This is a genomic window from Pseudomonas sp. Y5-11 (genome assembly GCF_022368695.1).
GTDB lineage: Bacteria > Pseudomonadota > Gammaproteobacteria > Pseudomonadales > Pseudomonadaceae > Aquipseudomonas > Aquipseudomonas parakoreensis.
In genome coordinates this window covers 1,535,667-1,558,687 of the sequence record NZ_CP058974.1, presented here as the reverse complement: position 1 = coordinate 1,558,687, position 23,021 = coordinate 1,535,667, and the positions used below count along the sequence as shown (strand labels likewise).

The following is a 23,021-nucleotide window of genomic DNA, read 5'->3' as shown; positions in this document are numbered from 1 at the left end:
GCCGCTGCGCGCCCCATCGGGGATAAATCCCCTCACCACAAAAGCGAGTCACACGCCGGCAGCCTTCAGCCGCGCCGCATGCTCAACAAACAACCGCACCGGATCCGCGCCCTTGCCCACCAGCCCCAGCGACTGGTTGACGATATCGAAGTGATCCAGCGGATAGTCGTCGCCAATCACCGTGCCCAGGTGCGAGCTGTAGCGCCCGACCATCCCGTCACACTGCCCCGGCTCACGCACGAAGGTTTTCGCGAACAACCGGCAGCTGCGGTTGGTGCCGTCGAACAGGTTGCCACCGCGGTCAGTCTTGCCCGGCTGCAATGTGCCCGACCACGAGTAATAACGCACGCCGTTGACCACTTCCGGCCCCTGCCCGCCCCAGGTTTCGGGCAGGCCCTGTGGATAACGCTGATTGAACAGCGCCACGCCCTCGCGGGTCAGCGATTGGTGCGAGGCGTGGATATCCACCGGCAGTTTCGGCCCGTGGTAACCGGTTTCCAGCAATGCCATCAGCCAGCCGACAACACGCAGCAGCGCTTCGAGCAGACGGCCCTTGGCAGTGTTCGCCGGGTAGTGTTGCTGCAGATAGTCGGCCAGTTCCGAACCGTGATTGGGCCCGGCCACCGACGTCACCGAGGCGACCAGATCCGGCCGTTTGGCGGCGGCATAACGCGCGGTCAACGAGCCCTGGCTGTGGCCGAACAGATTGACCCTGGCCGCGCCGGTCTCGCGCAAAATTTCGTCGATCCGCGCCAGCAGTTGCTCGCCGCGCACCTCGGTGGAGTTGAGCGGCGACACCTGTACCGCAATCACTGTGGCCCCGCCACGGCGCAGCGCCTTGATGATCCCGTACCAGTACGGATACAGCAGCAGCCGGATAAACCCGAGCATGCCCGGCACCAGCACCAGTGGATAACGTGTCGCCGTACTTTGTGACATGGGCAAACATCCTTGTGGTCGTGAGTGGAGGCCTGACGTGCAAAACACCCGCCAAGCCTCCTCCTTGATGATGACAACTGCACCCTCAGCCTACTTCAGGCCCACCACCCCCGCCACAATCAGCCCCACCGACAGCAGTTTGACCAGGGTCAGGCTCTCGCCGAGCAGGGCAAAGCCGAGAAACACCGTGCCCAGCGAGCCGATCGCGGTCCAGATCGGGTAGGCGATGCTCACCGGCAACTCGCGCATCGCCAGCGTCAGGAAGTAAACCCCGCCAATCGCCGCGAGCACCGTGATCAGCGACGGCCACAACCGGGTGAAGCCTTCGGCGTATTTCATGCCCATGGCAAACGTGACTTCGAACCCGGCGGCGATCAGCAGGAACAGCCAGGCCATCTAGAACCCCCGGGCGAGGTCGAGCAAACGCTGCTCGGCCTCGGCCACCGACACCGCGAAGGTGCGCTCGGCCGACTCTTCACCCTCGGCCGCGACCACCGTAACGTCGTTGATACCGATAAAGCCCAGCGCGGTGCGCAACCACGGATCGGCGTGGTTCAGTGCTTCCAGTTCGCCGCCGGGGCCGAAGCCGAACCCGCCGCGACTGGTGACAATCAACGCTTTCTTGCCCTGCAGCAGCGGGGTGTACTGGGCCACGCCGTTGTCGAGGGTGTGGTCGAACGTCAGGCCCAGGCGCACGATCTGATCGACCCAGGCCTTGAGGCCGCTGGGCACGCTGAAGTTGTACATCGGCGTGGAAATCAGCAGCAGGTCATGCTCGAACAACTCGCCGACCAATTGATCGCTGAGCGCCAGATCGGCTTGCATCGACAGTGGACGCGCCTCGGGCTCAGGATGAAACGCGGCAGCGACAAACGCTTCGTTGACTGCCGGGATCAGCGCGCGCCCGACTTCACGGCGGGTGACCTGCGCCTGCGGATGGCGCAATTGCCAGGCGCTGAGAAAGCTTTCTGCGAGGCGCCGTGAATGCGAACGGTCACCCCGGGGGCTGGCATGAATTGCAAGAATTTTACTCATCTGTGTTTCCTCCGGACTAGAATCAAACGGCTTGTGGCTTGCAGCTTGAAGCGCGCGACCGCGTCCATTCAAATGAGCAAAAATCAGTCGGGATGAATTCATTTCATCCATGGAGTTTTCAATGTTCGCCTCGTTGCCGCTGACCGCCCTGCGCGCCTTCGAATCCGCTTCGCGCCTGCTGAGTTTCAAGGCCGCCGCCGAAGAGCTGTCGGTCACGCCCACGGCAATCTCTCATCAGATCCGTACGCTGGAAGACTGGCTCGGCGTGGCACTGTTCGAACGTTTGCCGCGTCAGGTACGCCTGACCGAAGGTGGCGAGCGGCTGTTTCGCAGCCTGCACGGCGCGCTGCTGGAAGTGGCGCAAAGCGTCGATACCCTGCGCCCGCAACGCTGCGGCAGCAGCCTGACGCTGTCGACCACGGCCGCGTTCGCCGCGCTATGGCTGGTGCCGCGCCTCGGGCGCTTTTATGCGCAGCACCCGAACATCAACGTGCGCCTCGATACCCACTGCGAAGTCATCGACTTGCATCAGGACGCCAGCGTCGATCTGGTGCTGCGCTACAGCCTTGACGACTACCCCAATCTTTACGGCTTGTGCCTGTTCGATGAGTCGTTCGGCGTGTATGGCTCACCGGAGCAGGTGGCGCTGGCCGCCCGGCGCACGCCGGCGCTGATCAGCGTGCGCTGGCACAACTCGAAGCTGTATGCCCACGGCTGGGAAGCGTGGTGCGCCCGCGCAAGTGAGAACTGGCTGAACCAGCATCCCGCAATGCGCGAATACGACGAAGAGCACTACGCGCTCCAAGCGGCGATTGCCGGGCAAGGCTTGGTCCTTGCGAGCAATATTCTGGTCTCGCAAAGTGTCGCCAGCGGGTTGCTGGTGCCGTACAAGGGGCAGGTGCAGGTCGATGGCGCAGGCTACAGCGCATTGTGTGTGCCGGGACGGGAGCGCCATCCGCCGGTGCGGGCGTTTTTTGCCTGGTTGCAGGAGGAGGCCGTGTTGTCCGGACTGACGCCAAGATTGCAGCCTTCGGCAGCGCCTGCAGGGGGGACGGCGCAAATCTCGTAAAACTTTTTGCCTCGCGCAGGACTCACAACCAGGGTAAGCGATCACGCCTGTAGAGCGTGGCGCCCATTGGATTAGCCTCCTGGAGATCGAAATGAGCGATGACCTGCACTTGTCGGATGTCAAAACCCTGCGCGAACGTGCGCGGCAACACGTCGAGAACGGCGCGGTAACCGAAAGCTACAGTGCCAACCGTGAGGAGGTGCTGCGCCTGCTCAACGAATCGCTGGCCACCGAACTGGTCTGCGTGCTGCGCTACAAGCGCCACTACTTCATGGCCAACGGTCTGAAAGCCAACGTGGCCGCTGACGAATTTCTCGAACACGCCACCCAGGAAGCGCAACACGCCGACCGTCTGGCCGAGCGCATCGTGCAACTGGGCGGCGAGCCGGAATTCAACCCGGACCTGCTGTCGAAAATGTCCCACGCGCAATACGTGGCCGGGAACACCTTGAAGGAAATGGTCTATGAGGACCTGGTGGCCGAGCGGATCGCCATCGACAGCTACCGCGAGATCATTCAGTACATCGGCGAAAAAGACCCGACGACTCGGCGCATCTTCGAAGACATCCTCGCGCAGGAAGAAGAGCATGCCGATGACATGGCCGACATTCTGAAAGACCTGTAAGCCTTTCAAAACCGCCTTCGCGAGCAAGCTCGCTCCCACACTGGAATCCATTTCAAATGCGGGAGCGAGCCTGCTCGCGAAGGGGCCGCAACAGAAGCAAAAAGATCGCAGCCTGCGGCAGCTCCTACAGTGGAATGTAGGAGCTGCCGCAGGCTGCGATCTTTTGCTCTTGCCTTACTTGGTTGGCTTGACGGTCACGGGCGCCTTGCCAGCCTTCATCTGCTCAAGCAGCGGCGCGCACTGATTCGGCTCACCACCGCTCGGCGCCACGAGCGCCAGCAGTCCCGCCGCTGGTGCAGCGATCACGCCCAGTGCAACCATTCCCGCCCCGCGCAGCATCAACGGTACAGCCTTGACCCCGGCGTCCGGCTTGATGAACTTGCCGCGCACGTACAGCGGTGAACGCAGCGAAATCAGACGCCAGCCCTTGGATTCCGGGGTCACGGTCAGGTCCAGTTGCTCGGTGGCCATGTTCGCCGTGCCGTCGATGTAAATAATCGCGTTCTCGGTATCGAACACAAACAGCCGCGTGGTCGCCAGGCCGGTCTTGATGTCGAAGTCCGCCGCCGCGCAGTTGATCTTCACTTCCTTGTCGCCAAAGATCTTGCCGACCACGTAGTTACCGACGTTGAGTCCTGCCAGTTCCATCAGCTCGCGGCTGATCGCCCCGTCGTTGATCAGCATCTTCAACTGGCCATTGGCGCCACCGAGCAGCTTGGCCACCGAGTTGCCGCGGCCGCTGATATCGGCGTCGCCATTGAGCTCACCGAAACTGGTTTTCATCGGTTCGAAGGTCGGGAACAACTGCTTGAGCTTGAACCCGCGCGCGGTCAGTTTGGCCCGGCCTTCCAGCGGTTCGGCGCGACCGTTGAGGCGAATCTGCGCGTCCAGATTACCGCCGGCCACGCCGAAGCGCAGCGGTTCGAGGCTGAGTTCGCCGTCGTTGAGTTTCAGGTGGGTATAAAGGTCGGTGAACGGCAGTTTTTCGCTGTGCACGATGCGTTTGCCAGTGAACTCGACGTCGGCATCCATCGCGCGCCAGCGGTCGGTCTTGAACTCTTCAACCGGCAGCACTTTGTCGGTCGGCTGCTTGCTCTCGCCGCCGCGGGCCTTTTGCTTGTCATTCGAGTCGGCGCCGATCAGCGGCGCGAGGTCGGCGAACAGCAGCTGATTGGACAGCAGCGCACCACTGAGTTTTGGCCGAGGCTGACTGGCGACGTAGGTCAGATCGCCATGAATGTCACTGCCGCCGATCTTGCCGTTGAACTGCTCGTAGGTGAATTTCGCCCCGGCGGCGTCATGCAATTTGGCAATCAGATGGCCGTCGGTGGAGTACGGCGGCGTGTCCGGCAGAGTCACGCCGGTCAGCGGATAGAGGTTGCCGAGGCTGGCACCGGCCAGTTTCAGCCGCAGATCGAGGGCACCGAGGTTGAGCGGGTCGGTCAGCGTACCGGCGAGTTCGAGACTGGTGGCGCCAATCTTCGCCTGGGCCTGCAGCGGGAACGGTTTGTTCGCGTCCTGCAACGCCAGCAATCCGCCGATTTTGCCCTGGCCGGTGAGATTCTGGCCGTGGTACTGGCCTTTGACCTTCAGCGCGAACGCATAGTCCTGCGGCGCAGTGCCTTTGTCCTGGGCCGTTTTCGCGGCTTTGTCACCGACGATTTCGCTGAACGGAATCGGTTTGCCCAGCGGATCGATCACCACATCGAGATGGGTCTTGAGCGTCTGGTCGTCCAGCGTGACGTGGCCCTTGTCGAAACCGATGGCGCCGATGTCCACCACCCAGTTCGACGGTTCGGCGTTCGGGTCTTTGGGGTCGAACTTGAAGGTCCAGTTGGCGCGGCCATCGGCCAGGCGTTGCAGTTGCGCGTTGGGCTCGGTCAGGTCGATGCGCGGGATCGTCACCCGTTGCGCCAGCAGGGCCAGCGGCGAGATGCGCAGCTCCACGCGTTTGAGGGTGACCATCTGCGGCTGCTTCGACCAGTCCGGGTTGCCCAGCGTCAGGTCTTCAGCCACCACGTGCGGCCACGGCACCCAGGCCCGCCAGCCGCCCTCGTCCGGCTCGCGCTGCCAGATCACTGCGAGGTTGCCATTAATGGCAAACGGTCGATGCAGTTCTTCCGAGACTTTGGCGTTGAGCGGCGGTTTGATCCGGTTCCAATCGAAGAACACGATGATCAGAACGAGTACCGCCAGCAGCAGTACGAGGATGGCGAAGGTCCAACTGAAGATTTTCCCGGTGCGCGTCATGCACAAAACTCCTGATGACGACCGCACGCCGACTTCGCGACGCACAGCTGAAACGGCGGGCCAAAGCGGCCCTCATGAAATCTACGACTGGCAAACAGTGCGCAGGTTTAATCGGAATATAGATTCCGTGGCAAAAAATCGCCCGAATGCTGACTGATTGGTCGAACAGCGTTACCGCTGCCCGCACATTTGCGAGGCGCGAGTGAGTCGAAAATACCCACTGCGGTGCAAAACCACCGCCCGCAAACGCCCGAGCTAGAGCGCCTCGGCAGAACAATCAATTCTGTTGATTATTACCATTGCGTTTATGAACTTTTATATCGACTTATCGAGAGTAGCATTGGCTCCGTACCCACTTTATCGCCCTCCCAAGGAGCAACCCATCATGAAACGCCAATTACTGCTCAGCCTTACCCTGTCGATGCTAGCCAGCACTGCTTTCGCTCTGCCCGCTGCCGATCAGGCTACCCCACAAGTGAAATCCAGCCACTCGGTGTTCAGCCAGACTGTGGCTGCTGATGGCGGCGACCGCACTCCACAAGGCCAGACCCTGGCTGAAAACGGCCGTAATCGTCTGGAAGAGAAAGGCCTGGTACAAGATGGCTACGACAAGACGCCACAAGGCCAAGCTGTAGCAGAAGGTGGCCGTGATCGTCTGGAAGAGAAAGGTCTGGTGCAAGACGGCTATGACAAGACTCCACAAGGTCAGACCCTGGCTTCCGATGGCAGCGACCGCACTCCACAAGGCCAGACCCTCGCTGAAGGTGGTGGTGACCGCACCCCACAAGGCCAGACCCTTGCCGAAGACGGTTTCGACAAAACCCCACTGGGCCAAGCCGTTGCCGAAGGTGGTGGTGACCGTGTGATCGAACGCAACAGCGCTTTGAGCTAAGCCCATGGCGGCCTGGAAAAAAAGCCCAATCACCGGATTGGGCTTTTGACTTTTTCAGCACTGGCAACCTGCAACCCCCCTTTTTACCGCTGACATTCCCCCTGCCGTTCGACGCCAGCAAAGCCGATTTGCTAGAGTGCGGCGCTTGTCCCGCTCAAGAAAACGCCTTTGCGATGCTGCCCCGCGCCGAACAGAAACAACAGACCCGCAATGCCCTGATGGACGCTGCCCGCCATTTGATGGAAAGCGGCCGAGGATTCGGCAGCCTGAGCCTGCGCGAAGTGACCAAGACCGCCGGCATCGTGCCCACCGGTTTCTATCGGCACTTTGCCGACATGGACGAGCTGGGGCTGGTGCTGGTCAGTGAAGTCGGCCAGACCTTCCGCGAGACCATCCGCCTGGTGCGCCACAACGAATTCGTCATGGGCGGCATTATCGATGCGTCGGTGCGGATCTTCCTCGACGTGGTCAGCGCCAACCGTTCGCAATTCCTGTTTCTCGCCCGCGAGCAGTACGGCGGCTCGCTGCCGGTGCGTCAGGCGATCGGTCGTCTGCGCGAGAACATCAGCGCCGACCTCGCGGCCGACCTGACGCTGATGCCCAAGTTGCAACATCTGGATGCGGCCGGCCTGAGCGTGATCGCCGACCTGATCGTCAAATCGGTGTTCGCCACCCTGCCGGACATCATCGACCCGCCCGCCGAGGCCCTGCCGGAACATCTGACACCCCAGGCGAAGATCACCCAGCAATTGCGCTTCATCTTTATCGGCCTCAAGCACTGGCAAGGGCTGGGCAGCACCGAGTAGTTCCCCCTCTTATTACTGACACACCCTACTCCCCTGTGGGAGCGAGCCTGCTCGCGAAGGCGTCGTGTTAGCCAACTTCCAATTTACTGACCCACCGCGTTCGCGAGCAGGCTCGCTCCCACATTGGGTTCAGAGCCACGGCGCCGATTTGGTGCATGTAAAAATCTTCACGCACCAAAATCTTCCAAAATTCTGCAACATCTTGAAACATCCTCTACGCTCCGACAGGGATTTCCTACATCTCGGCCGGTTGGCAAGCCCCTTGCTCTAGCCCTCCCTACAGTCCACTGCTGGAAGCTTTCCGATGCTGGTGATTCACCGCAGAATCGACCCTCAACCTGTCTGGTCCGCCGAGTTGCACCTGACGTTCGAAGCGCGGAGCAAAAGCCGTCTGCGCTGTTTCAGTGCCGACGGTGAAGACGTCGGGTTGTTTCTGGAGCGCGGTCAGGCGCCGTTATGCGACGGCGAATGCCTGCAGGCCGAAGACGGCCGCATCGTTCGTGTCCGCGCCCGCCCCGAGCAACTGCTGCACGTCACCTGCGCCAATGCCTTTGAACTGACCCGCGCCGCCTATCACCTGGGCAACCGCCACGTCGCTCTGCAAGTCGGCGATGGCTGGCTGCGTCTGCTCGACGATTACGTGCTCAAGGCCATGCTCGAACAGCTCGGCGCGCAGGTCGAAGCGATTGAAGCGCCCTTCCAGCCGGAGCACGGTGCCTACGGCGGCGGCCATCATCATTCGCGGCATGGCGACGAAGATTTCAACTACGCGCCCAAACTCCATCAGTTCGGCGTTCGCCTGTGAATCCGGCCTGGGCGCTGCTGCGCCTGGCCAGTCCGCAACTGCCGATTGGCGGCTACAGCTATTCGCAAGGCCTGGAAATGGCGGTGGATAACGGCCGCGTGAACAACCCGGACAGCGCCCGGCGCTGGATCAGCGATCAACTGCTGCTCAACCTCGCCCGTTTCGAAGCGCCGCTGCTGCTCGCCCATTGTCAGGCGGCGGCCGAGGAAAACTGGCCCGAGTTGCTGCACCTCTGCGAAACCCACCGCGCCAGCCGCGAGACCCGCGAGTTGCATCTGGAGAGTCGGCAGATGGGTTACTCGCTGCAGCAGTTGCTCAACGGTCTGCCGGAACTCGACGCGCCGGCCCGCCGCTTTCTTGAGCAATGCGCGGAACCGCATCTGGCTCTTGGCTGGGCACTGGCGGCCCGCGCCTGGGGCATCAACCCGCAGGATGCACTCGCCGCGTGGCTGTGGAGCTGGCTGGAAAACCAGCTCGCGGTATTGATGAAAACCCTGCCGCTGGGCCAGCAAGCCGCCCAGCGCCTGACCAGCGAACTGCTGCCACTGCTGCAACAGGCGCAGCAGGACGCCACCCGCATTAATCCCGAACACATCGGCAGCGCCGCGTTCGGCCTGTCTCTGGCGTGCATGGCGCATGAGCGCCAGTACAGCCGACTGTTTCGCTCTTAGGAGAACAAACCATGAACACACAACCCCTGCGCGTCGGCATCGGCGGCCCGGTCGGTTCCGGCAAAACCGCATTGACCCTGGCCCTGTGCCTGGCGCTGCGTGATCGCTACAACCTGGCCGTCGTCACCAACGACATCTACACCCGCGAAGACGCCGACTTTCTGGTGCGCAACGAAGCGCTGGCGCCGGAGCGGATCATCGGCGTGGAAACCGGCGGCTGCCCGCACACGGCAATCCGCGAGGACGCCTCGATCAACCTCGAAGCCGTCGATCAACTGAACCGGCGCTTCCCGGGGCTGGACCTGATTCTGGTGGAGTCCGGTGGCGACAACCTGTCGGCAACCTTCAGCCCGGAGCTGTCAGACCTGACCATCTACGTGATCGACGTCTCTGCCGGCGACAAGCTGCCGCGCAAGGGCGGGCCGGGGATCTGCAAGTCCGATCTGCTGGTGATCAACAAGATCGATCTGGCGCCGCTGGTCGGCGCGTCGCTGGAAATGATGAACAGCGACACCCAGCGCATGCGCAACGGCAAGCCGTTCGTCTTCAGCAACCAGAAAACCGGACAGGGCCTGGAAGACATCATTGCCTTCATCGAACGCCAAGGCCTGCTGAACGCCGCCTGATTCATTGACCAACAAGGAAGCTTCTCCATGACACTCAAACGCATTCTCGGCGCCGTGGCGCTGCTGCTGACCCCGGCCCTCGCCTTCGCCCACCCGGGCCACGGCGACAGTGGGCTGGTCGCCGGTATCAGCCACCCGATCGGCGGCCTCGACCACTTGCTGGCGATGATTGCGGTCGGCCTGTGGGCGGCGCAGCAACAAGGTGCGGCGCGTTGGGCGCTGCCGTGCACCTTCGTCGGCACCATGCTGATCGGCGGCATGCTCGGTTTTGAAGGGCTGGAGCTGCCGGCGCTGGAAAGCGGGATCGCTGCCTCGGTGCTGGCGCTGGGTCTGGCGGTGGCACTGGCGGTGCGTCCACCGCTGGTAATGGCGGTGGCGGCGACGGCACTGTTTGCGTTGTTCCATGGCGTGGCGCACGGCCTGGAGCTGCCGGACATGAGCAGTCCGTGGGCGTATGCCGCCGGTTTTGTCGCGGCGACGGCGGCGCTGCATGCGGCGGGTTATGGCCTGGTGCGCGTGTTGCCTCAGGCTGCCGCGCCGCTGGTGCGACTGGCCGGTGCTGCTTCGGCGTTGACTGGCGCCTGGTTGCTGGCCGGCTGATCTATACCGCCTGAACCGGCCTCATCGCTGGCAAGCCAGCTCCCACAGGTTTGTGGTTGATAACAATCCTTGTGGGAGCTGGCTTGCCAGCGATGACGGCCGATCAGACACCGAGACTCTAACAGCAGTCTCTCTGCTACCATGTCGCGCAATCGCCCCAGCCGTGACGACGTCCGCCAATGCCCCATGCTTGCCGCTCCACCTCCCTGCCCGAATTGACCGCCCTGTTCAGCGATGTGCAACAGCACTTTCTGAACGTGATCGTGCCGCTCTGGCAAGTCCCGGGCTGGAACGCCGACATGGCGCTGCCTTACGAGGCACTCGACGCGACGCATCAACCCTTGCCACCGCAACGCTACCGGGCGATGGCCTGCGCACGGCAGCTGTACCTGTTTTCCAGCCTGATCGGGGTTGTGGATAATGCCGAGGTGCGCGCCGCTGCGCTGTTCCGCTCGCTGCAACGGTACTTCCATGATGCCGAGCACGGCGGCTGGTTCTACAGCATCGACGCGCAAGGCCAGCCGCTGGATCAGCGCAAAGACCTCTACACCCACGCCTTCATCCTGTTCGCCTGCGCCCATTACTGGGCCAAGTCCCGCGAGCCTCTGGTGGAATCCACGCTCAACGCTGCACTGGAAGTGATCGGCCAGCGCTTCGCCACCGGCGATGGCTTGTACGAAGCGTACCTGGACCGCGACTGGAGCAACCTGCAAAGCGGTCCGCTGCAAAACCCGCTGATGCACCTGGCCGAAGCGTTCCTCGCCACCCTCGCCGTGCGCGAGGATGCGCCAACGCAGCACGCGCTCGTCGAGTTATGCACAGGTATGCAGCAACACTTCGTCGATCCACAGCACGGCATACTGATGGAGAAACCGCTGGGAGCTGTGGATAACTGGTACGAGCCAGGGCATCAGTTCGAATGGTATTTCCTGCTGGAGTCGTCATCACTGCTGCGCGGCTCGAAACTGCACGCGGCGCTGGACCGGGCGTTCGCTTTCACCGAGCAATTTGGCGTTGAACACGCTTCAGGCGCGGTGCGGGCGATGCTCGATCTGCAACTGGATGGACGACCGAAAGATTCGACCCAGCGCATCTGGGCACAGGCAGAATATTTGCGCGCCCTGACCTTGCGTCCGGACAGCGAAGCCGCGGTGCTGCGCCAGTTGCAGGCGCTGCAGCAGCGTTTTCTGCATGCGGGCGGGTGGCATGAGTGCCGGGATGAACTGGGCGAGGTCAGCCGCAAGGACATGCCTTCGACCACGCCTTATCACTTGGCGACATGTTATAGCGGGCTGGCTGAATACCTGAACTGAATGACTGAACTTATCCTGCGGCGAGGGAGCTTGCTCCCGCTTGAGTGCGCAGCACTCACAAAAATCCGGGGCCGCTTCGCAGCCCAGCGCGAGCAAGCTCGCTCGCCACAGGCGATTCAGCAGATCTGAATCAGGCAATCCACTTCTTGTCGCCGGTAAAGCTGATGGTCAACCAGCGCGCCGCATCCGGCTCGCCCAACTGTGCCGAGATCTCCTCGCGCAACGCATCCAGTTGTCTCACGCTGCGCAGCGCATAATCCGCCGGCAACACCACATGAATCTCGATGAACCGCGCCCGTCCGTGCTTCTGCACGTAGGTCACGTAATCGTCGAAACCGTGTTCGATCTTTGCCGCTTCCATGACCTGACGCACCTGGTCATCCAGCGTGTCCGGGGCAATACCCAGCACATCGCGCAGCGCCGGGCCGAGGATCTTGAACGCCGGCGGCAACATGGTCAGCGCCAGGACGATCAGGATCAGCGGGTCAACAAACTTCGCCCACTCCTCAAAGCCTTGGGCCTTGAGCAGCAGCGCGGCGAGAAAACTGATCAACAGGCCGACCGAGAGCATCGCGTCCACCAGCCAGCTGATGTTGTCGAACTGGATCAGGCTGGACTTGAGTTTGCGATTGCGCCGACGCACGTAGAAGAAATAGGCGAATTCAACGACGGTGAACACCGCCGCATAAATGATCACCAGCCCCAATTCGATGTCGCGGCCGCCGTTGATGATGCCGAACACACCGTTAAGAAACGCATAGATAGCGATCAACAGCAGGAAACTGCCTTCGATCAGCAGCACCATCGGCTCCAGATGCCAGAAACCGAACTGGAAGCGATGATTGCTTTCTTTGGCGATCAACCTGGCGGTGATCAACATCAGTACTTTGATGAACGTTGCGATCAGCGAGAAAAAACCATCGAAAAGGATGGATTGCGAACCTGAAACAAAACCGGTGACGATCCCGGCAATCGACACCGCGAACATCAGGATGGTCGATTGTTTGAGCAGCGACTGCTCACCTCGGTTACTCACGTAGCCTCCTCTAAAAACCCTTGAACCGCGGGGTGCGGTGGGGTTTGTCGGAGATGAGTTTACCTTATTGGCGGTTTTGCCCGGTTTTGTGGCGAGGGAGCTTGCTCCCGCTGGGGTGCGGAGCGCCCCCGCTCTTCAGTTCAAAAAAAGCGGGCCTGCTGCGCAGTCCAGCGGGAGCAAGCTCCCTCGCCACAGGGTCTTACGCCTTGTTACGCTCGATGGCAAACCCGGCCCAGGTCTGGCTCACCGGCATCAGCTCCAGGCTGTTGATGTTGATGTGTGCTGGCGCGTTGAGCACCCAGAAAATCGTTTCGGCGATGTCCTGCGGCTGGATCGGCTCGGCACCGGCGTAGGTGGCGTTGTAGCGTTCCTGGTCACCGGCAAAACGCACCAGCGAGAACTCGCTTTCGCACAGGCCCGGCTCGATGTTGCTGACACGCACGCCGGTGCCCTGCAGGTCGCAGCGCAGGTTCAGCGAGAATTGCTTGACGAACGCCTTGGTCGCGCCATACACGTGGCTGCCCGGGTACGGATAGTTACCGGCGATGGAGCCGAGGTTGACGATGCCGGCGCCACGGCCGTGAGCGATCAACCGTGGCAACAGCAGGCGGGTGCTGTACATCAGGCCTTTGACGTTGGTGTCGACCATGGTGTCCCAGTCGTCGAGGTCGCATTTCGGTGCAGGATCGACGCCCAGCGCGAGCCCGGCGTTGTTGATCAAGCCACGCAGCTTGGCGAACGACGGCGGCAGATTGGCAATTGCCTCTTCCATCGCCTTGCGGTCACGTACATCGAGTACCAGGCCATGCACTTCAGTCTGCTCCGACAGTTCGGCGCACAGGGCATTCAGACGCTCTGCACGACGACCGGTCAACACCAGTTTCCAGCCAGCCTCGGCGAAACGACGGGCACAGGCTTCACCAAAACCGGAGGTTGCGCCGGTAATAAACAGGGTGTTGGACATCGTGTTCTCCTTGCGTCGGCCGCCAGCGCAGCCATTGGAATAGAAAATCAGCAGCCAGCATGCCCGGCCCGGCATTTACGAGCAACACCCGCACCGGGACATATTCCGATCAAATTTTGATCAACCGTCGCTACGCCATACCTGCCGTGGCCTGTAGCCATGTGCACGCACGTTATCCACAATCCCTTCCACAGTTTCCGGGGGCAAGTAGAAACGCGCAAAGCCACGCCATACAAGGCTTTGCGCGGAAAACAGAAAGTTTTTTGCTTGACCCTGAAGACGCGGTTGTGCCGGAGATGGCATTTTGCACGACCGGCCGGTCAGCACGGTGATTGCGCGAGGCCAGTAATTACGGCCCTCAGCGCGGTCTTTCCAGAGTTTAGTCACAGACTTATCCACAGGCTTGTTCACATGGAATTGTCTTTAGCGCGAGGCCTAGAAAAAGGTTGACAACAGCGTCTTCAGCTCCCGCAAAAACGCCTGATCAAAAAGCGATCACCCGCCTGCAAGCCACGTCACACAAGGGCTTCAGCCAGCTACTCCCACGTTATTCACAGCCAGCTCCACAGCAAACGGGGACAAGTCAAAACTGTGGAAAAACAGCCATTTGCAGCGTCTATATGTCGCGCTTTGACAGCGATGGGAATTTGTTTTCCACAATTTCAGAATGTGCTTGATGTCCTGGCTTGATTCCATGTAGGAGCTGCCGAAGGCTGCGATCTTTTGATGTTGTTTTGAAGATCAAAAGATCGCAGCCTTCGGCAGCTCCTACAGGGGTTGTGGTGGTTTGAGATGTAAAAGCCCCGGGACTCGCGTCGCCGGGGCTGTGCATAACAACGATTGGGTCAGTGCCCGCCCAAATAAGCGTTACGCACCTCCTCGTTCACCAGCAGCTCTTTACCGCTACCGGTCAGGCGAATTTCGCCATTGACCATCACATACGCGCGGTCCGACAGCTTCAACGCATGGTTGGCGTTCTGCTCGACGAGGAAAATGGTCATGCCGGTTTTCGCCAGTTCACGCAGGGTGGCGAAGATCTGTTTCACCACGATCGGCGCCAGGCCCAGGCTCGGTTCATCAAGCAACAACAGCTTCGGCCGACTCATCAAGGCGCGGGCAATGGCGAGCATTTGCTGTTCGCCGCCGGACATGGTCATCGCCCGCTGAGTGCGGCGCTCTTCGAGCCGCGGGAACAGTTCGAACATGCGCTGCATGTCCTCTTTGGCGTACTTGTCGCCAATCGGGATGGTGCCCATCAGGAGGTTTTCCTCGACGGTCATGTCGGGGAACACCCGCCGCCCTTCCGGCGACTGCGCGATGCCATTGGAGGCGATGTAGTGCGAGGACTTGTGGGTGATGTCGATGCCTTGATAGAGGATCTGTCCGCCCGCCGCCCGTGGCTGGCCGAAGATCGACATCAGCAGCGTCGATTTGCCCGCGCCGTTGGAGCCGATCAGGCTGACCGTCTCGCCTTCGTTGATCTCAAGCGACACGCCTTTGAGGGCCTGGATCGGGCCATAGAACACGTCCAGGTCTTTGAGTTCGAGGATCGGTTTGCTCATACCAGTTCCTCTTCGTCGGCGCCCAGATAGGCGGCAATCACTTTCGGATCGTTGCGAATCGCATCGGGCCCGCCTTCGGCGATGACCACGCCGTGATCCAGCACCACGATGTGGTCGGAAATGCTCATGACCATGCCCATGTCGTGTTCGATCAGCACCACGGTCAGATCATGCTCGTCGCGCAGCAGCCGGATCATCGCGCTCAGCGCTTCGGTTTCCTGAGGGTTGAGGCCGGCGGCCGGTTCGTCGAGGCAGATGATCTGCGGTCGCGTGCACATGGCCCGGGCGATCTCCAGACGACGTTGCTGACCGTAGGACAGTTCACCGGCCAGGCGGTTGGCGCAGTCCACCAGATCGACCACTTCCAGCCAATAGAACGCGCAGTCCAGCGCGTCGCTTTCCGCTTTGCGGTAGCCCTTGGTGTTGAGGATGCCGGCGAGCATGTTGCGGTTGACCCACATGTGCTGCGCCACCAGCAGGTTTTCCAGCACCGACATTTCCTTGAACAGGCGAATGTTCTGGAAGGTCCGGGCCAGACCGGCGCGGTTCACCAGATGCGTGCCACCAAACATCTTGTAATACAGGCGACTGAGGAAGCTTTTCGGCGAGACGAAGTCGGTCGGTTTGAACGACTCGCCCAGCAACTGGATGACGTTGGTCTGCTTGCCGCGCACGTTGAGTTCGATCTTGCCGCCGGAGGCCTTGTAGAACCCGGTCAGGCAGTTGAACACCGTGGTCTTGCCGGCACCGTTCGGCCCGATCAGGGCAAAGATCGAGTTGCGTTTGACCTTGAGGCTGACATCGCTCAGGGCCTTGATGCCACCGAAGTGCATCATCAGTTTTTCCACAGAGAGTACGACTTCACTCATGGCGCAGTCCTCTCATAGTGAATGGCACCTTTGCGTGGAGTGACCCCGGTACGGCTGATGCGGATCAGCCCTCGAGGTCGCCAGATCATCATCAACACCATCAGGATGCCGAACAGCAGCACGCGATATTCAGCGAAGCCGCGCAGCAGTTCCGGAGCAACCGTGAGCACGAACGCTGCGATCACCACGCCGATGGTCGAGCCCATGCCGCCGAGCACAACGATGGCGAGGATCAGCGCCGATTCAAAGAAGGTGAACGAGGTCGGGTTGACGAAGCCTTGATAGGTGGCGAAGAACACCCCGGCCAGACCTGCGGTCGACGCACCGATGGTGAACGCCGAGAGCTTGACCAGTACGTGGTTCAGGCCCATCGAGCGGCAGGCGATTTCATCCTCGCGCAAGGCTTCCCAGGCGCGACCCACCGGCATTTTCACCAGTCGATGCTTGATGTACAGCACGGCCAGCACCACCAGGAACAACACCGTATAGATGAAGTAATACTTCACGTCCGGGTTGTAGGCGATGCCGAAAAACTCATGGAACGGTACCCCGCCATCCTTGGCCCGCTTGCCGAATTCCAGGCCGAAGAACGTCGGCAATGGCGCCGGCATGCCGTTCGGCCCTCCGGTCAGCGACAGCCAGTTGTTGAGGATCAGGCGGATGATTTCACCGAAGCCCAGGGTCACGATGGCCAGATAGTCACCGTGCAGACGCAGCACCGGAAAACCGAGGATGCAGCCGGCCAGGCCCGCGGTGATCGCCGCCAGCGGCAGCACAGTCCAGAAGCCCAGCCCGAGGTATTGATAACCGAGCGCCAGACCGTAGGCACCGATGGCGTAGAACGCCACGTAACCGAGGTCGAGCAGACCGGCGAGGCCAACCACGATGTTCAGCCCCAGCCCCAACAGCACGTAGATCAGCCCGAGGATGACCACGCCCAGCAGGTACGAGTTGGAGACAAACGGCACAATCACCGCCAGCACAATCAGCAGTGGAATGATCCAGCGCAGGCGTGATTTGTGATCGGCAGGCAGCACATGCACACCGGAACCGGTGCTCTCGAATCCGTCGAGGATCTTCAGGCCCTTGGGCGTCTGCAGAAACAGGCTCAAGGCAAAGCGGCCGATCATGACAATGCCGATGATCCAGGCCACGCGGGTTGGTTCGAGGTTGAAGCTGTAGCCGTCGAGCACGACACCGACAATCGGGCCGAACACGATCAAGGCAATAAGGCCGGCCAGAATCGCCTCAACCAGGCTTTTTTTGATATCGATGTTTTTTTGAGTGGTTGAAGACATCGCTTACACCTTCGACACAAGAGGACGGCCCAACAGGCCCTGAGGCCGGAAGACCAGAACAAGTACGAGCAGCGAGAAGCTGAACACGTCTTTGTAGTCGGAGTTGACCAGGCCCGAGAACAGCGACTCGGAGATCCCGAGAATGATCCCGCCGAGCATCGCGCCGGGCAGTGAGCCGATCCCGCCGAGCACTGCGGCGGTGAACGCCTTGATGCCGATGACGAAGCCTGCGTAGAAGTCGAACGTGCCGTAGTTCATGGTGATCAGCACGCCGGCCAGAGCTGCCATCGCTGCACCGATGATGAACACGTAGGAAATCACCCGGTCGGTGTTGATCCCCAGGATCGAGGCCATCTTGCGGTCTTGCTGGGTGGCGCGGCACATGCGGCCGAGCTTGGTGTACTTGATCACGTAGGTCAGCAGGCCCATGCCGACGAACGCGGCCACCAGAATGAAGATCTTGGTGTAGGTCAACTGAACGAAACCGCTGCCGACGTCGATGCGCCAGGCACCGGTGAGCAGCGTTGGAACACCCTGTTGGCGGGCGCCCTGGCTGATCTGGGCATAGTTCTGCAGGATCAGGGAGATGCCGATGGCACTGATCAGCGGTGCCAGTCGGGTGGAGTTGCGCAGAGGTTTGTAGGCGACGCGTTCGATTACCCAGCCATAGACGCCAGTGACGACGATGGTGAACACCAGCGTGCCGAGCATCAACAGCGGGAAGGATTCGATACCGAAGTAAGCCAGCAGAGCCAGACTGATTGCCGCCAGGTAAGCGGAAATCATGTAAACCTCGCCGTGGGCGAAGTTGATCATGCCGATGATGCCGTAGACCATTGTGTAGCCGATGGCGATCAGGCCATAGACCGACCCGAGGGTCAGGCCGTTGACCAGTTGCTGCAGGAAAATACCATCCATAACGCAATCTCACGCAATGAGAACCTGCCCGCCGGGGCGGGCGGTTCTTCTAGGAAAAATACAGATTTACGTCGGAGCAATGTCAGAGCGCGATGAGCCCAGACCCACCGATCTTCTGTGGGAGCTGGCTTGCCAGCGATAGCGGCGGATCAGCCAACCTGTGTGTCGACTGACCTGACGCCATCGCGGGCAAGCCCGCTCCCACAGGTATTGGTGGGGGTCAAGCTGATCGCGTCAGCCCTTACTTCTGTTTTTCCAGCTGATGGTATTTGCCACTCGCGTCCCACTGGTAAACCACGTAGTCGGACACTTTCAGGTCGCCTTTCTTGTCCCAGGCCTTCTCACCCATCACGGTTTTCACCGGGTTGGCCTTGAGCCATTCGGCGGCTTTTTCGCCACTGTTGGATTTGGCGCCGTTGAAGGCGGCCGCCAGGGTCTGAACCGACGCGTAGGCGTACAGGGTGTAGCCTTCAGGTTCGGTGCCGGCCTTGCGGAACGCATCGACCACGGTCTTGCTGTCTGGCAGCAGACGTGGGTCGGCGCCGAAGGTCATCAGCACACCGTCAACGTATTGCGGGCCACCGGCGGTGGTCACCAGTTCGTCGGTGACGATGCCGTCGTCAGACATGAACTTCACGTCTTTCAGGCCTTCGGTGCGCAGTTGCTTGACCAGCGGCCCGGCTTCCGGGTGCAGGCCGCCGAAGTAGACCACGTCGGCACCGGCCGCACGGATCTTGGTGACCACGGCGCTGAAGTCTTTCTCGCCACGGGTCAGGCCTTCATACAGCACCGGCTTCACGCCACGCTTTTCCAGTTGAGCCTTGGTCGCATCGGCCAGGCCCTGACCGTAGGTGTCCTTGTCGTGCAGCACGGCGACTTTCTTGCCCTTGAGCACATCGACAATGTAATCGCCCGCGACGATGCCTTGCTGGTCATCACGCCCGCACATACGGAACATGGCGCTCAGGCCGCGCTCGGTCACTTGCGGGTTGGTGGAACCCGGGGTGATCGCGATAACACCGGCTTCGTCGTAGATTTCCGACGCTGGAATGGTGGAGGAAGAGCAGAAGTGACCGACCACACCGGCCACCTTCTGGTTGACCAGGTCCTTGGCAACCGTCACTGCCTGTTTCGGTTCGCAGGCGTCATCGCCCTTGACCAGTACGATTTTCTCGCCGTTGACGCCACCCGCCGCGTTGACCGCGTCCGCCGCCGCCTGTGCACCCTTCATGTACTGCTCGCCAAATGCCGCGTTGGCGCCAGTCATTGGACCCGCTACACCGATTTTCACATCAGCTTGAGCAAACGCAGAAACACCCAGCGCAGTAGCCACTGCGAGGGCCAGAAAGCCTTTCTTGTAAAACGTCTGGGACATGAGGTGGTGCTCCAAGGTTTTTTTTAGTTGGCACTGCGACTTCACTTCACTGAATGCTCTGAGCAAGCGCCGTGCCATCGGTTTTTTATTCTTCAAAAAGTCGCTGCTTTCTTGTTATTTCGACTGTTTCGTTCCCATTTTCATTGGGCGTGCAACCGTCTAAACCGCGGAAGGTGAAACCTTTTTAAATCTCAGGCGCAACCCGCTTGCGCCATCATTGCAACCGCGGCACCAAACGACGTGCAACCAGCCTGTAACAGCTCGCGTCACCGAACTGCACACTGCTGGTGCGGGACTGCTACAACCCGCACCATTACAGGCTAGTCGCTACGCGCAAAAGCGCCGTGTTAAGCAACATATTTCAACACTCAGATGACGATGCGCAGGCACTGGCCCGCGTGATACAGCGAGAACCCGGCCTCGTACAGGCAACTGCGCAGGCCGACACCGGCCAGGGGCTGCATCGGTGCGAAGGGGATCGGCAAGGCTTGAGGATTTCCGTTACACAGATAGTCGGCGAAGGCTTTGCCGACCACAGTGCCAGTGGTCACGCCGCGACCGTTGTAACCGGTGACGGCCACCAGTCCCGGCGCCGGCTCGAACAGCCGCATCAGGTGATCGGGGGTAAAGGCGATGCGCCCGGTCCAGGTGCACTCCCACTCCACCGGTTTCAGGTTGGGGAAGTAATGCTGCTGCACCCGATCGGCCCAGGCCTTGAGGAACCACGCCGGTTTCTGGTTGCCGTTGCCCAGACTGCCGAGCAACAACCGGCCATCCTTGTCGCGGCGAATGCTGCTCAATACCTGCCGCGTGTCCCACGAGCCTTGCCCGCCGGGGAGGATGTCATGGGCGGCGTCTTCGGTCAGCGGCACCGAGGCGACCTGATAGTAGTAACCGGGGAAGAAGTTGCGCTTGAGTTCGGTCCAGTCGCCCTCGGTGTAGGCGTTGGAGGCGATCACCACTTGCTCGGCGAGCACCGAACCGTGCTCGGTCTGCACTGACCATTGCTGGCCCACGCGCTCGAGACGGCTCACCGGCGAATGATCGAACATCTGCCCGCCCAGCCCTTTCACCGCGTTGGCCAGTCCGGTGACATAGGCCATCGGGTTGAGCGTGCCGGCGCGGCGGTCGAGCAGCGCGGCAGCGATCTTTTGCGTACCGGTGGCTTGCTCGCAGGCCTTGCCGGTGAGCAACTCGACGGGCGCCCCGCGACGCTTCCATTGTTGCTCGCGACTGCGCAGATCCGCTTCGCCCTTGGCGTTGTGCGCCATGTGCAGGGTGCCTTCGCGGCGCAACTGGCAATCGATGTTGTATTTATCCACAAGGCTGAACACCAGCGCCGGCGCCGCCCCGAGCATGCGGTTGAGCTGACTGCCGACCGCTTCGCCGAACCCGGCCTCGATCTCGTCCGGCGGGATCCACATGCCGGCGTTGACCAGCCCGACGTTGCGCCCGGAGCCGCCGTGGCCGGCTCGATGCGCTTCCAGCACGCAGACACTTTTGCCTTTTTCCAACAGATGCAGCGCCGCCGACAACCCGGTAAACCCGGCGCCGATCACGCAGACATCGACTTTGACCTCGCCCCGTAGCGCGGCGTTATCCGGGCGCTGCGGCGTGAGTTTTTCCCACAGACATTCTTCGCGTAACGGCATTGCCAGACTCCAACAGAAACCTGCCAAACACACTGCTGATCCTGTGGGATAAAGCCCTGTGGCGAGGGGATTTATCCCCGATCGGTTGCATAGCAACCGTAAAACCAGTGCATGCGGTGTATCTGAAACTCCGCGATTGCATGTTTTGGGGCCGCTGCGCAGCCCATCGGGGATAAATCCCCTCTCCACAAAAGCCCGCTCCCAGGATCTGCGTCATTCCAAACTCAGTCGAAGGTAATCCCCTGCGCCAGCGGCAACTCCAGCGAGTAATTCACGGTATTGGTCTGCCGGCGCATGTACGCGCGCCAGGCGTCGGAACCCGATTCACGACCGCCACCGGTCTCTTTCTCGCCACCGAATGCGCCGCCGATTTCCGCGCCGCTCGGGCCGATGTTGACGTTGGCGATGCCGCAGTCACTGCCGACCGCCGACATGAACTGCTCGGCCTCGCGCACGTCGGTGGTGAAGATGCACGACGACAGGCCTTGCGGTACCGCGTTGTTCAGGCGTAGCGCTTCCTGGAAATCGCTGTAGCCGACCACATAGAGAATCGGCGCGAAGGTTTCGCTGCAGACCACGTCGCTCTGCTCCGGCATTTCGACAATGGCCGGCGACACGTAATAGGCGTTGGGGAACTGCTCTTCGAGCTGACGCTTGCCGCCGAATACCCGCCCGCCCTCGCTCAGTGCCTGTTCCAGCGCGTCCTGCATGTTTTCGAAGCTGTGTTTGTCGATCAGCGGGCCGACCAGATTGCCTTCCAGCGGATGGCCGATGCGCACCTTGGCGTACGCGGCTTTGAGGCGGGTGACGATTTCTTCCTTCACCGACTCATGGGCAATCAGGCGACGCAGGGTGGTGCAACGCTGACCGGCGGTGCCGACCGCGCTGAACAGGATGGCGCGCACGGCCATGTCCAGATCGGCGCTCGGGCCGAGGATCATCGCGTTGTTGCCGCCCAGCTCAAGAATGCTGCGGGCGAAACGCGCGGCGACTTTCGGCGCCACTTCGCGGCCCATGCGGGTGCTGCCGGTGGCGCTGATCAGCGCGACACGCGGGTCATCCACCAGCGCTTCGCCAGCGTCACGACCACCGATGATCACCTGGCACAGGTGCGCCGGCGCATCGGTGAAGTTCTTCACCACACGGTCGAACAATGCCTGGCAGGCCAATGCGGTCAGCGGCGTCTTCTCCGACGGTTTCCACACCACCGGGTTGCCGCAGACCAGCGCCAGCGTGGTGTTCCACGCCCACACTGCGACCGGGAAGTTGAACGCACTGATCACGCCGACCACGCCCAGCGGATGCCAGGTTTCACGCATGTGGTGGCCCGGGCGCTCCGAGGCGATGGTCAAGCCGTACAGTTGACGCGACAGGCCGACGGCGAAGTCGCAGATGTCGATCATCTCCTGCACTTCACCGAGGCCTTCCTGGGTGATCTTGCCCGCTTCCCACGACACCAGCTCGCCGAGGTCAGCCTTGTATTCGCGCAGCACTTCGCCGAATTGACGCACCAGCTCACCGCGACGCGGGGCCGGCACCTTGCGCCACTGCTCGAACGCATGATCTGCGCGACTGATGTGCTGCTCGACTTCGGCCGGGCCTTCCCAGTTCACGGCGGCGATGCGGCTGCCGTCGATGGGCGAATGCACCGGCACTTTGCCGTTCTGGTACAGGGCCGGGTTCACACCAAGACGATCAAGCAATGCGGCAACCATG

General features: G+C 61.2%; 22 protein-coding genes. 9 read left to right on the top strand and 13 right to left on the bottom strand.

The genetic code is table 11. The annotated features are described in order from the left end of the window. Positions 1-48 precede the first annotated feature (48 nt). From HXW87_RS06880 to HXW87_RS06870, 3 genes are all read right to left on the bottom strand, one after another. Positions 49-939, bottom strand: coding sequence for a triacylglycerol lipase (locus tag HXW87_RS06880; protein WP_239778628.1), 891 nt, complete (start codon positions 937-939; stop codon positions 49-51). A gap of 90 nt (positions 940-1,029) precedes the next feature. Then, positions 1,030-1,335, bottom strand: coding sequence for a multidrug efflux SMR transporter (locus tag HXW87_RS06875; protein WP_095667671.1), 306 nt, complete (start codon positions 1,333-1,335; stop codon positions 1,030-1,032). Then, entirely contained in the window at positions 1,336-1,974 is a 639-nt protein-coding gene (locus HXW87_RS06870) for an NAD(P)H-dependent oxidoreductase (protein ID WP_182403614.1), read from the bottom strand. It abuts the gene before it with no gap. A 109-nt stretch (positions 1,975-2,083) separates the two neighbouring features. Between HXW87_RS06870 and HXW87_RS06865 the strand changes: the two genes are divergently transcribed. Beyond that, a complete protein-coding gene (locus HXW87_RS06865; protein ID WP_182403612.1) occupies positions 2,084-3,043 on the top strand; it encodes a LysR substrate-binding domain-containing protein in 960 nt (319 codons plus the stop codon). 91 nt (positions 3,044-3,134) lie between these two features. Next, positions 3,135-3,668 (top strand): ferritin-like domain-containing protein, encoded by a 534-nt coding sequence (locus HXW87_RS06860; protein WP_003221186.1) that lies wholly within the window; start codon positions 3,135-3,137, stop codon positions 3,666-3,668. A gap of 174 nt (positions 3,669-3,842) precedes the next feature. On the opposite strand, the gene HXW87_RS06855 is transcribed toward HXW87_RS06860, so the two are convergent. After that, entirely contained in the window at positions 3,843-5,918 is a 2,076-nt protein-coding gene (locus tag HXW87_RS06855; protein WP_239778627.1) for an AsmA family protein, read from the bottom strand. 385 nt (positions 5,919-6,303) lie between these two features. Here HXW87_RS06855 and HXW87_RS06850 point away from each other — a divergent pair, with 385 nt between their 5' ends. From HXW87_RS06850 to HXW87_RS06820, 7 genes are all read left to right on the top strand, one after another. Beyond that, positions 6,304-6,810 carry a hypothetical protein gene (locus HXW87_RS06850; protein WP_041065594.1) on the top strand — a complete coding sequence of 169 codons (507 nt, stop codon included), beginning with the start codon at positions 6,304-6,306 and terminating at the stop codon, positions 6,808-6,810. Positions 6,811-6,983: 173 nt separating this feature from the next. Beyond that, positions 6,984-7,616 (top strand): TetR family transcriptional regulator, encoded by a 633-nt coding sequence (locus HXW87_RS06845; protein ID WP_007966952.1) that lies wholly within the window; start codon positions 6,984-6,986, stop codon positions 7,614-7,616. 304 nt (positions 7,617-7,920) lie between these two features. Then, entirely contained in the window at positions 7,921-8,421 is a 501-nt protein-coding gene (gene ureE, locus HXW87_RS06840; RefSeq protein WP_239778626.1) for an urease accessory protein UreE, read from the top strand. After that, positions 8,418-9,092 (top strand): urease accessory protein UreF, encoded by a 675-nt coding sequence (locus HXW87_RS06835; RefSeq protein WP_047291005.1) that lies wholly within the window; start codon positions 8,418-8,420, stop codon positions 9,090-9,092. Before ureE ends, HXW87_RS06835 begins: the two co-directional genes overlap by 4 nt. Before the next feature lie 11 nt (positions 9,093-9,103). Further along, entirely contained in the window at positions 9,104-9,718 is a 615-nt protein-coding gene (gene ureG, locus HXW87_RS06830) for an urease accessory protein UreG (protein ID WP_041065601.1), read from the top strand. A 27-nt stretch (positions 9,719-9,745) separates the two neighbouring features. After that, a complete protein-coding gene (locus tag HXW87_RS06825; protein ID WP_041065604.1) occupies positions 9,746-10,318 on the top strand; it encodes a HupE/UreJ family protein in 573 nt (190 codons plus the stop codon). Positions 10,319-10,497: 179 nt separating this feature from the next. Further along, entirely contained in the window at positions 10,498-11,631 is a 1,134-nt protein-coding gene (locus HXW87_RS06820) for an AGE family epimerase/isomerase (RefSeq protein ID WP_239778625.1), read from the top strand. A 130-nt stretch (positions 11,632-11,761) separates the two neighbouring features. Here HXW87_RS06820 and HXW87_RS06815 read toward each other — a convergent pair whose 3' ends face one another. The 9 genes from HXW87_RS06815 to HXW87_RS06775 all read right to left on the bottom strand — a co-directional run bounded on the left by HXW87_RS06815 (position 11,762) and on the right by HXW87_RS06775 (position 23,020). Then, on the bottom strand, positions 11,762-12,667 hold the full coding sequence (locus HXW87_RS06815; protein WP_182403600.1) for a cation diffusion facilitator family transporter: 906 nt from the start codon (positions 12,665-12,667) through the stop codon (positions 11,762-11,764). Positions 12,668-12,866: 199 nt separating this feature from the next. After that, the gene (locus tag HXW87_RS06810; RefSeq protein ID WP_047291000.1) at positions 12,867-13,631 is read right to left on the bottom strand and encodes an SDR family oxidoreductase; all 765 of its coding nucleotides are present in this window, start codon (positions 13,629-13,631) and stop codon (positions 12,867-12,869) included. Between the two features lie 845 nt (positions 13,632-14,476). Then, positions 14,477-15,193: an ABC transporter ATP-binding protein gene (locus HXW87_RS06805; protein WP_131670987.1), complete on the bottom strand. Its 717-nt coding sequence runs from the start codon at positions 15,191-15,193 to the stop codon at positions 14,477-14,479. Beyond that, positions 15,190-16,062: an ATP-binding cassette domain-containing protein gene (locus HXW87_RS06800; protein WP_041065624.1), complete on the bottom strand. Its 873-nt coding sequence runs from the start codon at positions 16,060-16,062 to the stop codon at positions 15,190-15,192. The genes HXW87_RS06805 and HXW87_RS06800 overlap by 4 nt, the downstream gene beginning before the upstream one ends. Then, on the bottom strand, positions 16,059-17,360 hold the full coding sequence (gene livM / locus HXW87_RS06795) for a high-affinity branched-chain amino acid ABC transporter permease LivM (RefSeq protein ID WP_041065627.1): 1,302 nt from the start codon (positions 17,358-17,360) through the stop codon (positions 16,059-16,061). Before livM ends, HXW87_RS06800 begins: the two co-directional genes overlap by 4 nt. A gap of 3 nt (positions 17,361-17,363) precedes the next feature. Then, positions 17,364-18,278, bottom strand: a complete 915-nt coding sequence (locus HXW87_RS06790; protein WP_027613532.1) for a branched-chain amino acid ABC transporter permease — start codon at positions 18,276-18,278, stop codon at positions 17,364-17,366. 241 nt (positions 18,279-18,519) lie between these two features. Next, positions 18,520-19,653 carry an ABC transporter substrate-binding protein gene (locus tag HXW87_RS06785; protein WP_041065631.1) on the bottom strand — a complete coding sequence of 378 codons (1,134 nt, stop codon included), beginning with the start codon at positions 19,651-19,653 and terminating at the stop codon, positions 18,520-18,522. A 368-nt stretch (positions 19,654-20,021) separates the two neighbouring features. After that, positions 20,022-21,305 (bottom strand): FAD-binding oxidoreductase, encoded by a 1,284-nt coding sequence (locus HXW87_RS06780; protein ID WP_047290998.1) that lies wholly within the window; start codon positions 21,303-21,305, stop codon positions 20,022-20,024. A 224-nt stretch (positions 21,306-21,529) separates the two neighbouring features. Then, positions 21,530-23,020 carry an aldehyde dehydrogenase family protein gene (locus tag HXW87_RS06775; RefSeq protein ID WP_182403595.1) on the bottom strand — a complete coding sequence of 497 codons (1,491 nt, stop codon included), beginning with the start codon at positions 23,018-23,020 and terminating at the stop codon, positions 21,530-21,532. Position 23,021 lies beyond the last annotated feature (1 nt).

Excerpts from the sequence above, each read along its gene's own strand:
- HXW87_RS06880 (WP_239778628.1), bottom strand. The coding sequence starts at position 939 with ATGTCACAAAGTACGGCGACACGTTATCCACTGGTGCTGGTGCCGGGC.
- HXW87_RS06875 (WP_095667671.1), bottom strand. The coding sequence starts at position 1,335 with ATGGCCTGGCTGTTCCTGCTGATCGCCGCCGGGTTCGAAGTCACGTTT.
- HXW87_RS06870 (WP_182403614.1), bottom strand. The coding sequence starts at position 1,974 with ATGAGTAAAATTCTTGCAATTCATGCCAGCCCCCGGGGTGACCGTTCG.
- HXW87_RS06865 (WP_182403612.1), top strand. The coding sequence starts at position 2,084 with ATGGAGTTTTCAATGTTCGCCTCGTTGCCGCTGACCGCCCTGCGCGCC.
- HXW87_RS06860 (WP_003221186.1), top strand. The coding sequence starts at position 3,135 with ATGAGCGATGACCTGCACTTGTCGGATGTCAAAACCCTGCGCGAACGT.
- HXW87_RS06855 (WP_239778627.1), bottom strand. The coding sequence starts at position 5,918 with ATGACGCGCACCGGGAAAATCTTCAGTTGGACCTTCGCCATCCTCGTA.
- HXW87_RS06850 (WP_041065594.1), top strand. The coding sequence starts at position 6,304 with ATGAAACGCCAATTACTGCTCAGCCTTACCCTGTCGATGCTAGCCAGC.
- HXW87_RS06845 (WP_007966952.1), top strand. The coding sequence starts at position 6,984 with ATGCTGCCCCGCGCCGAACAGAAACAACAGACCCGCAATGCCCTGATG.
- ureE (WP_239778626.1), top strand. The coding sequence starts at position 7,921 with ATGCTGGTGATTCACCGCAGAATCGACCCTCAACCTGTCTGGTCCGCC.
- ureG (WP_041065601.1), top strand. The coding sequence starts at position 9,104 with ATGAACACACAACCCCTGCGCGTCGGCATCGGCGGCCCGGTCGGTTCC.
- HXW87_RS06825 (WP_041065604.1), top strand. The coding sequence starts at position 9,746 with ATGACACTCAAACGCATTCTCGGCGCCGTGGCGCTGCTGCTGACCCCG.
- HXW87_RS06820 (WP_239778625.1), top strand. The coding sequence starts at position 10,498 with ATGCCCCATGCTTGCCGCTCCACCTCCCTGCCCGAATTGACCGCCCTG.
- HXW87_RS06810 (WP_047291000.1), bottom strand. The coding sequence starts at position 13,631 with ATGTCCAACACCCTGTTTATTACCGGCGCAACCTCCGGTTTTGGTGAA.
- HXW87_RS06805 (WP_131670987.1), bottom strand. The coding sequence starts at position 15,193 with ATGAGCAAACCGATCCTCGAACTCAAAGACCTGGACGTGTTCTATGGC.
- HXW87_RS06800 (WP_041065624.1), bottom strand. The coding sequence starts at position 16,062 with ATGAGTGAAGTCGTACTCTCTGTGGAAAAACTGATGATGCACTTCGGT.
- livM (WP_041065627.1), bottom strand. The coding sequence starts at position 17,360 with ATGTCTTCAACCACTCAAAAAAACATCGATATCAAAAAAAGCCTGGTT.
- HXW87_RS06790 (WP_027613532.1), bottom strand. The coding sequence starts at position 18,278 with ATGGATGGTATTTTCCTGCAGCAACTGGTCAACGGCCTGACCCTCGGG.
- HXW87_RS06785 (WP_041065631.1), bottom strand. The coding sequence starts at position 19,653 with ATGTCCCAGACGTTTTACAAGAAAGGCTTTCTGGCCCTCGCAGTGGCT.
- HXW87_RS06780 (WP_047290998.1), bottom strand. The coding sequence starts at position 21,305 with ATGCCGTTACGCGAAGAATGTCTGTGGGAAAAACTCACGCCGCAGCGC.
- HXW87_RS06775 (WP_182403595.1), bottom strand. The coding sequence starts at position 23,020 with ATGGTTGCCGCATTGCTTGATCGTCTTGGTGTGAACCCGGCCCTGTAC.